This is a genomic window from Streptomyces sp. NPDC087845, from assembly GCF_044742755.1.
GTDB lineage: Bacteria > Actinomycetota > Actinomycetes > Streptomycetales > Streptomycetaceae > Streptomyces.
The window spans coordinates 35,897-49,138 of sequence record NZ_JBIUVC010000026.1; the positions used below are offsets into that span (position 1 = coordinate 35,897).

General features: G+C 71.7%; 8 protein-coding genes and 1 pseudogene. 6 read left to right on the plus strand and 3 right to left on the minus strand.

Annotated features, from left to right (window positions below; genetic code table 11):
* Positions 1 to 135: 135 nt before the first annotated feature.
* On the minus strand, positions 136 to 1,020 hold the full coding sequence (locus tag ACIOMQ_RS37900; RefSeq protein ID WP_402192330.1) for an RNA polymerase sigma-70 factor: 885 nt from the start codon (positions 1,018 to 1,020) through the stop codon (positions 136 to 138).
* Positions 1,021 to 1,174: 154 nt separating this feature from the next.
* Between ACIOMQ_RS37900 and ACIOMQ_RS37905 the strand changes: the two genes are divergently transcribed.
* Positions 1,175 to 2,005 carry an alpha/beta fold hydrolase gene (locus tag ACIOMQ_RS37905; RefSeq protein WP_362211152.1) on the plus strand — a complete coding sequence of 277 codons (831 nt, stop codon included), beginning with the start codon at positions 1,175 to 1,177 and terminating at the stop codon, positions 2,003 to 2,005.
* A 57-nt stretch (positions 2,006 to 2,062) separates the two neighbouring features.
* On the opposite strand, the pseudogene ACIOMQ_RS37910 reads toward ACIOMQ_RS37905, so the two are convergent.
* Positions 2,063 to 2,911: pseudogene (locus ACIOMQ_RS37910) on the minus strand (DMT family transporter); the annotation flags it as partial.
* Between the two features lie 47 nt (positions 2,912 to 2,958).
* Between ACIOMQ_RS37910 and ACIOMQ_RS37915 the strand changes: the two are divergent.
* The 5 genes from ACIOMQ_RS37915 to ACIOMQ_RS37935 all read left to right on the plus strand — a co-directional run bounded on the left by ACIOMQ_RS37915 (position 2,959) and on the right by ACIOMQ_RS37935 (position 12,029).
* A complete protein-coding gene (locus ACIOMQ_RS37915; RefSeq protein WP_402192332.1) occupies positions 2,959 to 4,434 on the plus strand; it encodes a PLP-dependent aminotransferase family protein in 1,476 nt (491 codons plus the stop codon).
* Positions 4,435 to 4,548: 114 nt separating this feature from the next.
* Positions 4,549 to 6,129, plus strand: coding sequence for an alkaline phosphatase D family protein (locus tag ACIOMQ_RS37920; protein WP_362211146.1), 1,581 nt, complete (start codon positions 4,549 to 4,551; stop codon positions 6,127 to 6,129).
* Between the two features lie 73 nt (positions 6,130 to 6,202).
* Entirely contained in the window at positions 6,203 to 7,576 is a 1,374-nt protein-coding gene (locus tag ACIOMQ_RS37925; protein ID WP_402192334.1) for an SWIM zinc finger family protein, read from the plus strand.
* Positions 7,573 to 10,230 carry a DUF6493 family protein gene (locus ACIOMQ_RS37930; RefSeq protein ID WP_402192336.1) on the plus strand — a complete coding sequence of 886 codons (2,658 nt, stop codon included), beginning with the start codon at positions 7,573 to 7,575 and terminating at the stop codon, positions 10,228 to 10,230. Before ACIOMQ_RS37925 ends, ACIOMQ_RS37930 begins: the two co-directional genes overlap by 4 nt.
* 341 nt (positions 10,231 to 10,571) lie before the next feature.
* The gene (locus ACIOMQ_RS37935; RefSeq protein ID WP_402128980.1) at positions 10,572 to 12,029 is read left to right on the plus strand and encodes a GNAT family N-acetyltransferase; all 1,458 of its coding nucleotides are present in this window, start codon (positions 10,572 to 10,574) and stop codon (positions 12,027 to 12,029) included.
* On the opposite strand, the gene ACIOMQ_RS37940 is transcribed toward ACIOMQ_RS37935, so the two are convergent.
* Complete coding sequence (locus ACIOMQ_RS37940) at positions 11,965 to 13,239, minus strand: trans-sulfuration enzyme family protein (protein ID WP_401758546.1); 1,275 nt, start codon at positions 13,237 to 13,239, stop codon at positions 11,965 to 11,967. The genes ACIOMQ_RS37935 and ACIOMQ_RS37940 overlap by 65 nt on opposite strands.
* Positions 13,240 to 13,242 lie beyond the last annotated feature (3 nt).

The following is a 13,242-nucleotide window of genomic DNA, read 5'->3' on the forward strand; positions in this document are numbered from 1 at the left end:
TGAGCCGCCCGCAGCACAAGCCCCGCGGCGGTGCCCGGAAACCGCCGGTCGGACCGCGGGGCTTCGAGCGGGGGTTCCGGGATGGCCGGAAGCGCCTGCGCCGCGGGAGAGCGTGCCGAGACGCCCGCGGCGCGGTCAGCCTGTGGATAAACTGGTGAGCTTGTCCGGGTTGCGCACGATATATACGCATTGAATGAGCCCGTCTTTGACGTCCAACTGAAAGACGGAGTCGGGCCGGCCGTCCGAGAGCACCAGCAGGCCCGGCCCGCCGTTGAGCTCCAGGAAGCGGATGTCGAGGTCCGGGGCCCGATCGTGGGTGACGGCCAAGAGGAAACGGCCGACCTTGCCGGCGCTTTCGATGACCCTCAGCGGCGCCTTGGACTTTCCACCGCTGTCACCGATGAGCCGCACATCGGGTGCGAGGAGGGCCAGCAGTTCGTCGATGTCGCCGCCCGCCGCCGCGGCGAGGAACCGTTCCGTGAGATCACGGCGGTGGGCCGGATCGACGTCGTAACGCGGTTTGCGCTCCTCGACATGGCGCCGCGCGCGCCCCGCGAGCTGGCGCACCGCAGCCTCGGACCGGTCCAGGGAGGTGGCGATCTCCGCATACGGGAAACCGAAGGCCTCGCGCAGGACGAAGACGGCCCGTTCCAGAGGGGACAGCGATTCGAGGACGACAAGCACGGCGACCGACACCGATTCGACGAGAACGGCCTGATCGGCGGTGTCGGGCGCGGTCGGCCCGAAGTCGGTGACCAGGGGCTCCGGCAGCCACGGCCCGACGTACGCCTCGCGCCTCGACTGCGCCTGCCGCAGTCGGTCGATGGCGAGACGGGTGGTGATCCTCACGAGAAAGGCGCGCGCCTCCCTCACGTCCTCACGCGATGCCGACGACCAGCGCAGCCATGCCTCCTGCACGACGTCCTCGGCGTCGGCGATCCTGCCCAGCATGCGATAGGCCACGCCGGTGAGCACGGGGCGGTGCTCCTCGAAGACGTCGGTCGCGGTGTCGGCTGCCACCCCCTCATCCCAGCCGACCCGCCGCACCCTGTCCAGCGCGAATCGCCCGGCCCTCTTGAACTGCAAGCTACCGAGCGGTAATTGTTATTGACGAGACGTCTAAGTCACCTTCAGGCATGGTCCGTTCATGCCGGATCGCCCCGGGAGTATCGCCATGGCAACCACGGTCTCGTTCAGCGTCAACTCACCGCGAGGCCTCCGGACCGTGTCCATGGCGTATGAACGGACCGGCCGCGGCGAACCGCTGCTCCTGCTCCACGGCATCGGCCACCACCGCCAGGCCTGGGATCCGGTGCTGTCCGTCCTGGCCCTGGAACGGGACGTGGTCGCCGTGGACCTTCCCGGTTTCGGTAGCTCCCCGGCCCTGCCCGAGGGGGTTCCGTACGACCTGGCGAGCGTGGTCCCGGTGCTCGGTGCGTTCTGCGAGAAGCTCGGCCTGGACCGTCCGCACGTGGGGGGCAATTCCCTTGGCGGGCTGCTGGCGCTGGAGCTGGGCCGGGAGAAGCTCGTGCGATCGGTGACGGCGCTGTCGCCCGCCGGTTTCTGGACGGAGGGCGAGCGTCGCTATGCGTTCGGGACACTGCGTGCGATGCGACGGGGTGCGCTGTCGTTGCCGATGCCGGTGATCGAACAGCTTGCGCGCAGCGCGGCCGGGCGTGCGGCCCTGACCAGCACCATCTACGCCCGGCCCGGCCGCCGTTCACCCGATGCCGTCGTCGCGGAGACCGTCGCCCTGCGCGAGGCGACCGGTTTCCACCCGACGCTTGCCGTCGGGCGGAGTGTCGCGTTCACCGACGATGTGCCGGGGATGCCGGTGACCGTCGCCTGGGGCAGCCGCGACCGGCTGTTGCTGCGCCGTCAGGGAATCAGGGCCAAGTACGCCATTCCCGGGGCCCGGTTGGTGCGGCTGCCCGGTTGCGGTCATGTTCCGATGAACGACGATCCCGCCCTCGTGGCGCGCGTCATTCTCGACACCAGCCGCTGAACCGGCGCCCGGCTCCGCTCCTCGCCGGAGCAGGACGCCGGAACCGAGCGCCACGCCCAGTCCGACCAGCAGGCTGCCGCCGGCCTGCGGGATTCCGTACGAACCCGTGCCGACGAGCGGCGCGGTGAGTGCGGCGGAGACCGGAATCAAGCCGGAGAAGAGTGTGGCGCGTTCGGCGCCGATGCGCTGCATGCCCATGTACCAGCAGACGAAACCGACGACGGTGACCACGGCCGCCTGCCAGAGCAGTGCGATGGCCTCGCCGGGTGTCGGCGTCCGCAGTACGTCCCCGCCGTCGAGCAGCACACCGAGCAGCACGGACTCCGCGGCGGCGATGCCGCAGACCGTGGCGGACAACAGCTTCGGTCCCAGCGGGCGCAGTACCGGTACGGCGAGAACGGCGAAGCCGACCTCGCCCGCCAGCGCGCCGGCCGAGCAGAGGATGCCCGCCAGGTCGGTACGGCCCCACCCCTGGACGGTGAAGGCCCCGGCAGCGACGAGACCGGCCGCGCACAGGACCGCGGGCGCCGGGCGACGGCCGTCCAGCAGTGGCACGAGAACGGCGACGAGGATGGGGGCACAGCCGACGAACACTCCCGGAACAGCGGGTTCCGCGGAGCGTTCCGCGCCGAGGACGGCCAGATTGAAGCCGACCATGCCGACGGCGGCCAGCAGCGCGAGCCGTCCCCACTCGCGCCGGGTGAGGGCGCGCAGCCTGGTGGTGGGGCGGGGCTGTCCGTCGCGGACCAGGAGCGGCAGGAGCAACAACGCCGCCAGGCTGTAGCGCAGCGCCTGCCCGCCCGCGTACGGATAGTGGCCGAGGACGCTGTTGGCGGTGAAGGAGGCGCCCACGAGGACGCAGGCGAAGGCCGCGAGGAGCGCCCCGCGCAGAGAAGTGACGTTCATGGAGCCGACGCTAGGCAGCCGTGCGGTCCGGTTTAAGGTCCACTTTCATGACGTCTTCGGGGACCAATCCGCCATCGGGCCGCGCGGAGAACGGAGAATTCGATTCCGCTGCCTGGGAGTTGCTGCTTCCGGCTGCCGCCGCTCCGGCGCGTCGGCGCGGTCGCGCCCTCCAGTCGGCGCTGCGGGAGGCCGTACGCTCCGGCCGTCTCGCTCCGGCCACGAGGCTGCCGTCCAGCCGTGCGCTCGCCGCCGATCTGCGGGTGTCCCGGGGGCTGGTCACCGAGGCGTACGAACAGCTCACCGCCGAGGGGTATCTGCGCAGCGGGCGGAGTGCGGGCACATGGGTGAGCGGGGCGGTTCGGGCCGCCGCCCCCGGGGCGCGCGATCTCGCTCCTCGCGCGCCGGGCGCACGGGTGGACTTCCGTCCCGGTACACCCGATCTGTCGTTGTTTCCCCGCAGCGCGTGGACCGCCACGTACCGTTCGGTGCTCGGCCGGCTGCCGCACAGCGCACTCGGCTATCCCGACCCACGGGGGCTGCCGGAACTTCGGGAAGCCCTGGCCGCCCTGCTGACCAGACGCCGGGGCGTGGTCGCCGATCCGGAGCGCCTGGTGGTGTGCTCCGGCGTGGCACAGGCGACGACCCTGCTCGGGTTCGTTCTGCACGGACGGGGGATGCGGACGGTCGGCGTCGAGGATCCCGGCAGCCCCGAGCACGCCGCGCTGTTCGCATCGGCCGGAATCGCCACCGTCGGGCTGCCGCTCGACGGCCAGGGTCTGGATGTGGGGCTGCTCGGACACTCGGGTGTCCGTGCCGTCGTGACCACTCCGGCGCACCAGTTCCCCACCGGAATCGCCTACACCGCCGCCCGCCGCAGCAGGCTCCTGGACTGGGCGCGCGCCACAAACGGGCTGATCGTGGAGGACGACTACGACGGCGACTTCCGCTACGACCGCGCGCCCGTCGGCTCGCTGCAGGGCCTCGATCCCGAACATGTCGCATACACCGGTTCGGTGAGCAAGTCGCTGGCCCCGGGACTACGGCTGGGCTGGCTGCTCGCACCGGCGACCCTGACCGACGAGATCATCGCTCGCAAACGCACGATGGATCTGGGCAATCCGGCCGTCGATCAGGCGGTCCTCGCCGATTTCATCGTCCGTGGCGGCTACGACCGGCAGCTGCGCCGCTGCCAGCGCGCCTATCGCGAGCGCCGTGACACGCTGACCGCGGCGTTGGCGGAGCACTTCCCCGGCACCGAGGTGAGCGGGATCGCCGCCGGTCTGCACATCATCGCCCGGCTGCCCGAAAGGTACGGTCCCGAGCCGGTGTTCATGGCGCGCGCGGCCGAGGCCGGAATGGCTCTGCGGCCACTGAGCGACTTCGGAACCGCGCCCTCCGCCGACCGGACGGTGAGCCTGGTGCTCGGCTACGCGCACCTGTCTCCCTCGGACATCGCGGAGGGTGTGCGGTTGCTGGCGGCGGCTCAACGGGACGCGAAGGGGCCGGACACCGGACATCGGTGAGGGCCGGGGCCGGGTGTTCACCTGAGGTTGGTGTGCGCGCCGTCGACGGCCACAAGGGTGGGGAGCGGCCGGCCGGCCGTTCGTCCGCTGCCCCACTGCCCCGGAGGCGTCCCGATGTCGTACCGTCCGCGTATTCCGTCCCTCGATCGCCGTGGTGTGCTGCGCGGCTCCCTCGCCGCATCGGCCGCACTCACGCTCCCCGTGGTGGGCGCCGCGGCCCCCGCCTTCGCCCTGTCCGGCCGGCCGCGCGCCGCGTGGGGCGTGCAGGTGGGCGATGTCACCGCGTCGTCGGCGCTGGTCTGGGTCCGTTCGGACCGTCCGGCCCGGATGGTCGTGGAGACATCGGCGACGGAGTCCTTCCGGCGGGCCCGCACATGGCACGGACCGCTGGTCGGTCCCGGAACGGACTTCACCGGGACCACACCGCTCTACGGTCTGCCGCCGGGTGAGCAGGTGCACTACCGGGTCGCACTCGCCGACCCCGCGGACCCCCGTCGCACCGGCGAGCCGGTGTACGGCACCTTCCGGACCGCGCCGGCACGGCGCCGGGACGGGGTGCGTTTCCTGTGGTCCGGCGACATCGCGGGCCAGGGCTGGGGCATCAACCCGGACATCGGCGGTTACGCGGTGTACGAGGAGATGCGCCGTCTGGACCCGGACTTCTTTCTCTGCAGCGGCGACAACATCTACGCGGACGGGGTGATCGAGCCGAGCGTGAACCTGCCCGACGGACGTGTCTGGCGCAACATCACCACCAAGGAGAAGTCGAAGGTCGCCGAGACCCTTGCCGAGTACCGCGGGAACTTCCGCTACAACCTCCTCGACGAGAACGTCCGGCGGTTCAACGCCCAGGTGCCTTCGATCGTTCAGTGGGACGACCACGAGGTACGCAACAACTGGTATCCCGGGCAGATCCTCGACGACCCCCGCTACACCGAGAAGAACATCGATGTGCTGGCGGCCCGTTCGACGCGGGCGTTCCGCGAGTACTTCCCGGTGTCCACCCTGCATGCCTCCTCCGGCGAGGGCCGGATGCACCGCGTGGTGCGGCACGGTCCGCTGCTCGATGTGTTCGTCCTGGACATGCGGTCCTTCCGCAACGCCAACTCCCCGGGCCGGCAGCCCGACGACACCACCGGCATCCTGGGCGCCGAGCAGCTCGGCTGGCTCAAGCACGAGCTGTCGCGGTCCCGCGCGGTGTGGAAGGTGATTGCCGCGGACATGCCGCTCGGACTGGTGGTCACGGACGGTGCGACGGACTTCGAGGCGGTCGCACAGGGCGATCCCGGAGCACCGCTCGGCCGGGAGCTCCAGATCGCGGAGCTGCTCCGGTACATCAAGCACCGGCGAATCACCGGCACCGTCTGGCTGACTGCCGATGTGCACTACACATCGGCACAGCACTACGAGCCCGAACGTGCCGCGTTCAAGGATTTCGCACCGTTCTGGGAGTTCGTCTCGGGACCGCTGGCCGCCGGTCAGTTCCCGGCCAACGCACTTGACGCGACGTTCGGTCCCGACCGGGTCTTCGTGCGGGCGCCCGACCGCGCGAACGTGTCGCCGATGGAGACTCCGCAGTTCTTCGGCGAGGTCGAGATCGACGGCCACAGCGGCGAGTTGACCGTGCGGCTGCGGGCGCAGGGCGGCTCGGTGCTGTTCAGCAAGGTGTTGCAGCCGGGGTGCGTAGGACAGTGAACCGGCCGGCCGTGCCGAGGCCCCGGGCGGTGGTCCGGGGCCGATTGTCAGTGCTGGGTCCTACGGTTCTTGCATGACCCGATCCGTTCAGGCATTGGCCTACTCACGCCCGTCCGCCCTGGAGGCCTCCCAGGCCGGTCAGCTCCTCGGCCTGGAGACTTCCGGCGGCCTCACGCCCCGGGGTACCGAGCCCCATCCGCGGTTCTTCTCCGGTTTCCTCACATCGCCGAGGATCGCCGCCCGCGGCCTGCTGGCCGTGGCGGACGTGGCATCCGCGCGCTACTACCAGCGCACCCTGCCCGCGTCGCTCGACCCGGTGGTGACGGGCAACGGAGACCGGTTGCGTTTCGAGTCGTTCTCCGGATGCTGCGGTGTGTACGCGCGTCTCGATGTGTTGCGGGACGGCCTGGACGGCACGGAGACGGGTCACGGCACGACAAATGTGGATGTCAACAATCCGCTGCGGGAGGCACTTTCGCGGATAGCGGGGGACGATCCTCTGCACCTGCGGGTGGGTCCGGACGAGATGGCCGTCACCACGCTGGACGGCCCGGTCGTGGAGAAGAAGGTGCCCTTGCCCGACCGGTGGCTCCGCGGTTTCGCCGAGGCGCAGGTGGTGTCCGCCGGATTCGACCTGCGGGCCGAGCTGCCGGCCCCGGAGGCCGTACGGTTCCTGCGTTCGCTGCCCCGCTCGTCGGGGAACGCCTCGCGGGGCGCGCGGTGGGTGGTCCCCACCGGAAAGACACTGCGGCCGACGACACGGCCGGTGGCGGGTGCGGTGTGTCTGCCGGGGCCCGAGCGGCTTGTGGCACTGCAGCGGGTGCTGCGTCATGCGACGTCCCTGCGGGTGTACGGGCCGGTGGCCGACGGTGCGGCGACCGCAAGCGCCTGGGAGGTGGTACTGCCGGGCATGCGGCTCACACTGGCACTGTCGCCCGATGCCTCGCGCGGGTTCTCCGGCGAGGGCGGGGTGCTCGAAGCCCTGGCCACCGACGATGCCGCGGCCGACGCCGAGTTGGTGTCCGTGCTGCTGGCGTGGGAGCCGCGGATCGAACCCGCCGGTCTCGCCGAGCAGTCGGGGCTGCCGGTGGAGCGGGTACGAGCGGCCCTCACCCGGCTGGGGACGGCGGGCCGGGTCGGCTACGACCTCGCGGACGCCTCCTACTTCCACCGCGAGCTGCCGTACGACGCCGACCGGGCCGAGCGGCACAATCCGCGTCTGGTCGCGGCACGCCGGCTGGCCGGCTCGGGTGCCGTCGCACTCGACGGGGACACCGTGACCGTAGCCTCGGGAGAGCGTCGCTACCAGGTGCGGGAGAAGAACGGAACGCTGAGCTGCACCTGCCAATGGTGGGTCGACTACCGCGGGCGCCGGGGCCCGTGCAAACACGCTCTGGCCGTCCGGATGGTCCGTCGTGGCGCGCCGGTCGCCGGGGGTGTGCGATGACGGAGCTGCTCACCGCCGTACGGGCGGGGCGCGAGCGGGACGTGCCCGCCCTGCTCGCCCGGCTGGATCAGTCCCAGCGCCGGTCGGCGCTGGTGGATCTGAAGGCACTCCGCAAGGAGGCACGGGACTGGCACTGGCACAAGCAGGACAGGATCCGCAAGGCCCTGCTGATCGCCGGGGCGGGCTGTCACACGGGTGCCGCGGGCTGTGCCACCTGGATCGGCGGCCGGGATCTGCTGGGCTGGACACGGTCTCCGTACCCGCTGCTCCTCGAAGCGCTGGCGGACCGTCCCCCCGCCTGGCTCGGTGACGTCGCGCACCGGCTGGCGGCCCGGCCCGCCACGGCGGAGATCACCTACGAGGTCGTCTCCGGGCTGGTGGAGATCGCTCAGTGCCCCGTACCCACCACGGAGGGCTTCGTGCGGGGCTGGGCGGAGACGTCCCAGTGGCAGCGGAAGAATCCGGCACCGTTGATCGACATCCTCCGTACCGACCGGCACCTGGGGGTTCTGGTGCCGCGGCTCTTCGAGCTGACGGAGCTGCCGTCGTCCGTGGCCTGGTGCGGTGAACCGGACGATCCCGATCACTGGCCGAGTGCGCTGGCCGTCCTCGCGGCGGAGGGCCTGGTGGAGCGGCCGGTGCTCCTCGACAGTTGTGTGACCCGGCTGCTGCGCGGTGGGAAGCCCGCCGACCTCCGGTTCTTCCTGGCCGTGTTGCGCCGGCTCGCGCCGACCGCGCAGGAGGAGGCCGATCGGGTCGCCGACTGGGTGGGAATGGCCGCGGACGGAATCTCCACCGTCGCCGGCCACGCCCAGGAGGTGCTCGGCCGGCTGGACGAGCGCGGCGAGCTGACCGCACGGGCCCTGGCGGATGTCTCGGGGTCGGTGCTGTTCCGCACGGAGAAGAAGCTGGTCCGGGCGCAACTCGTGCTGATCGGCAGGGCTCTGCGCCGCGAGCCGTCGACGGCCGGCGAGCTGCTGCCCGCCGTCGCGGAGGCCTTCGGGCACGAGGACATCGGCATTCAGGAGCGGGCGCTCAAGCTGGTGGCCCGGTACCTGCCCGCCGCCGTTGATCCGGTGCGGGAGGAACTTGCCCTGCCCGCGGCGCTGTTGAGTCCGGTGCACCGTACGGCGGCGGCCGAGGTGTTCGGCGACCTCCTGGACGAGCAGTCGGCGGTGGAGCCGTACGGGGAACTGCTGCCGCCCGCCCAGGAGCCGCGGCGCCTGGACCCGGCACCTCAGACGCTGTCGGAGCTCGTCGAGGAGGTGGTGGTCCTGGCGAGGTCCGCACCGCAGGAGATCAACGCCTTCGAGCGGGCGTTGGACGGGCTGGTCCGCCATGCTCGCACCGACCGGTCGGCGTTGGCCGAAGCGCTGCGTGAGGCACTGGCGGGCCAGTGGTGGCTCGACGACGGCCAACTGTCCCGGGTCGAGCGGCGGCTCGCCTCGGACGCGGGCATCGAGCTCGTCGTGGCCGTCCTGCTCGGGCGGATTCCGGTCCAGGCCGTGCGGGAGGGGCGCGCCGCCCGGACCGGCACCGGGACCTGCGTCCATGCCGCGCTCGCCGGGGTGATGAGGGCCCGGTTGTGGGAGGCCGCCGACGCCGTGCTGAGTGGCGGCCTGCCGTTCCTGTTGGCCATCCCGACCTGGCACACCGGCTCGCTCGACCCTGCCGTGCTCGTCGATCGGCTGCGTACGTACCAACGGCTCGGGATCCGGCCCGGAGAAGCCGACTTCGCCCAGGCCCTGCTGCGCGTACGCCGCGACGGTCAGCACGAGGCAGCCGCGGCGGCCGACCTGCTCGGCACCCCGGAGGGTGACCGGCTGGCCGCCTGGCTGCGGACCGACGAGCCGCTCGCGCCCGTATACCGGTTCGATCTGGACGAGGAGCGGTCCTCGTCCGGTGGCTGGGCGCCGCAACCGACCGCATGGTCACGGCGGGTCCTGATGGCCACCGGGGAACGCCCCCTCGTCGAGCAGGAGTTTCCTCGTTCCTTCCACTGGCTGGGCCGTCCGCACGTCCCGCGCCGACCCTGCTACCACTGGGGCGAGAGCCCATGGCCCTGGCTCGCCACGCTGCCCCAGGACGGCGAGACGCTGGCGGCATGGCTGCTGTCGAACCTCGCGAGCTGCGCGGTCGATGAGGTCCGGGGCACGGCCGAGCCGCTGACCGCGCTCGTCGAACTCGGCGGGCCGGCCGCCGAAGCCACCCACTTGGCCGTGGCGTATGCGATGGGAGCCCGGTATCCGGAGGACCGGCTGTCGGCGGTGGACGCGCTGCTGGCACTCGCGGCCCAGCATCGGTTGGACGCGGCGTTGCTGGGCGAGGAGTTGGCGGTCCTTCTCGAACACAGCCTGGTGAAGCCCAGTCGGCTCGCGGAATCCGCCCGTACGGCTGCCGCCACCGGCGCGTACCGGACGGTGCTCTACGTACTGATGGGGGTTCTGCCCGGGCTGCTGGCGCGCGAGAAGGGGCCTCGCGGGCTGAGTGACCTGCTCTCCGTGGCCGCCGAGTGCGTGGAGCGCTGTGGCCCGATGGGTGCCGAGCCGATACCCGGGCTCGCCGAAACGGCCGCGCGGGGCGGCTCCTCGCAGCTGGTCCGTCAAGCGGTGCGCCTGAAGACGGCCTGGGAGCAGGTTCCGGGGCCTCGGTGACGGCCGAGGGCATCGCGATGCGACCCGCGGCGGCTCTTCCCGGACCGACGGTTGCCACCGGGCAGGGCCGGGCAGGGCCGGGCGGGCAGGGCAAGGCAGGCACCGCCCGGCCGGGTGGCAACCGGCCGGAGCGTGCGCCCGCGCTTCCGGCCCGGCCCGGCCCTGAGCCGTCCTGCTGCCGCCTGGGCTCCGGACCGGAAGGAGATTGCTGTACTCCTGCGCACCGCAATCGATCAAGGCAATAATCCGCCAAAACCGGCGATAGGGGGCTAGATCCATACTTAACCCATCAGTCACAGGGCGTTCGCGATCAGGCAACACCACTCGGTCACAGTGAGGACATGACTGATGCGACATCCGCCAAGACTGCCCGCCGCTCCCACCACTGGCGTCGTGACGTGATCGAACTGGCCGCGCTGTTCACCGCCGTCGCGGTGGCCGACGCGATCGCCAACCTGATCGGGCACCAGCCGAACGGACCGTATCTCCTGATCGCCTCGGCCGTGGCGCTGGCCGTGACAGCCGCGTTCCACACCTGGTGGGCGCGGCGGCACAGCCACGCCCCGCCGCCGACCGGCTCCGACCCGGTCTCCGATACCGGCAGCACCGACAGCACGGCCCCGTTCGACAACACCCGCAGCGGCCGCACCGCCGCACCCCCGCTCATGACCGCGCCCACCGCCGCGGGCCCGGCCCTGTCCCCCGAGGACACGGTCTTGTGGCGGATGCGTACCACCGTCCGGGACATCCCGGGCAGTCTGGCCGCGCTGTGCGGTGCGCTCGCCCGGCACCGGGTCGACATCCTGACCCTGCAGACGCACCCGCTGGCGCAGGGCACGGTCGACGAGTTCCTGTTGCGTGCACCCGCCCCGCTCCAGGCTCAGCAGCTGAGCCGGGCGGTCTCCGCAGCGGGAGGTGGCTCGACCTGGATCGAACGGGCCGACGCGCACGACCTGGTGGACACCCCGACCCGCGTCCTGGGCCTGGCCACGCGCACGGCCCTGGACGCGGCCGAACTCCCCCTCGCGCTGCGCCAGTTGCTGGGCCGCTGCACCATCCACTCGCTGCCCGCCGTCTCGATCACCGGCCGCTCAACCGGTGTGACCACCCCGGTCGAAGGCGTGCTGGAGGAGACGGTGATGCGGCTGCGCGACCCCTCGGGGGGCGCCCTCACCATCGAGCGGCCCTGCCTTCCGTTCACGCCGACCGAGTTCGCCCGTGCCCGCGCCCTGGTCGAACTCGACGCCCGGCTCGGCCCCCGCGTCCCGCGCAGCGAGCAGGTACTCACGCTCCCCGAGGGCAACGAGATCACCGTGCGCCGCGCGGACCGCAGCGACCTCGTAGCGGCCCGCGCCATGCACGACCGCTGCTCCGAGCAGACGTTGCGGCTGCGGTACCACGGCCCGGTCCAGGACGCCGACCGTTACCTGGACCACCTGCTGAGTCCCCGCTTCGGCCGCACTCTGGCGGTGCAGACGGCCTCCGGCCAGGTGGTCGCCCTCGGCCACCTCCTCTGGGACGGCGACGAGACGGAGGTCGCCCTCCTCGTCGAGGACGAGTGGCAGCGCCGCGGGATCGGCTCCGAACTCCTCGGCCGTCTGGTGGCGCTCGCCATCGAGGCAGGCTGTGAGAACGTCTACGCCGTCACCCAGGCGTCCAACACCGGCATGGTCGCGGCCATGCGCGCGCTGTCCCTGCCGCTGGACTACCAGATCGAGGAGGGCACGCTGGTCATCACCGCCCGGCTGGATGCGACGCCGGTCCGTTCACTGCCGCCGTACGAGCAGGCCGGCCGCTGACCTGCCGATGAACGACGCCGTGCGGATCGGCTTCCGTGCGGTCGCCGGCCTCCTGTGAGCTCAGCGCCTGGCACAGATCGGCCCACAGGTCCTCGACGTCCTCCAGACCGACCGACATCCGCAGCAGCCGGTCCCCCACGCCGGACGCCTGCCGGTCTCCCTCGTCCACAATGCGGTGGCTGATGGAGGCCGGATGCTGGATCAGGGTGTCCACACTGCCGAGACTGACCGCGGGCGTGATGAGGCGTACGGCCGAAATCACCCGGTGCGGATCCCCGTACACCTCGAACGAGACCATCGCCCCGCCCAGCTTCGGGTAGTGGACCCGGGCGATACGCGGATCGGCCGTCAGTCTGCGGGAGAGTTCGGCGGCGCTCGCGGAGGCCGCCCGTACCCGGACCGGGAGCGTGGCGAGCCCGCGCAGCAGCAGGTATCCGGCCATCGGGTGCAGCACCCCGCCGGTGGCGAAACGCACCTGCCGCAGGCCGGCCGCGAACTCCTCGTCGCAGGCGACGACTCCGCCCATCACATCGCCATGCCCGCCGAGGTACTTGGTGGCGCTGTGCAGCACGATCCGCGCGCCGTGCTCAAGGGGACGCTGGAGGACGGGTGTGGCGAACGTGTTGTCGACGAGCAGGGGCACGGAACCGCAGGAGTGCGCGATCGCGCGGATGTCGACCTCGGCGAGCGTCGGGTTGGCGGGCGTCTCCACCATCACCAGGCCCGTGTCCGGGCGGATCGCCTCCGCGATGCCCGCCGGGTCGGTCCACGTCACCTCGGTGCCGAGCAGACCGGCGCCGAGAAGATGATCGCTGCAGCCGTAGAGCGGACGGACGGCGACCACATGGCGCAGCCCCATGCTCGCCCGGACCAGCAGGACGGCGGTGAGCGCCGCCATTCCGCTGGCGAACGACACCGCGCTCTCCGCCCCTTCGAGCCGGGCGAGGGCGGTCTCGAAGCGGGCCGTCGTCGGATTGTCCAGACGCGCGTAGACGGGAGGCCCGTCGAGCTTGGCGCCGGTGGCGGCGAAGGTGTCGATCCGCTCGGCCTCGCCCCTGGAGTCGTACGAGGGGTACGTGGTGGACAGATCGATCGGCGGCGCGTGCAGGCCGAGCGCCGCGAGATCGTCGCGGCCCGCGTGCACGGCTTCGGTGGCCAGTGCCCTGGTCCGGGTTGTCGTCGAGGTCGCCATCAAGGCTTCGGTGTCCATGAC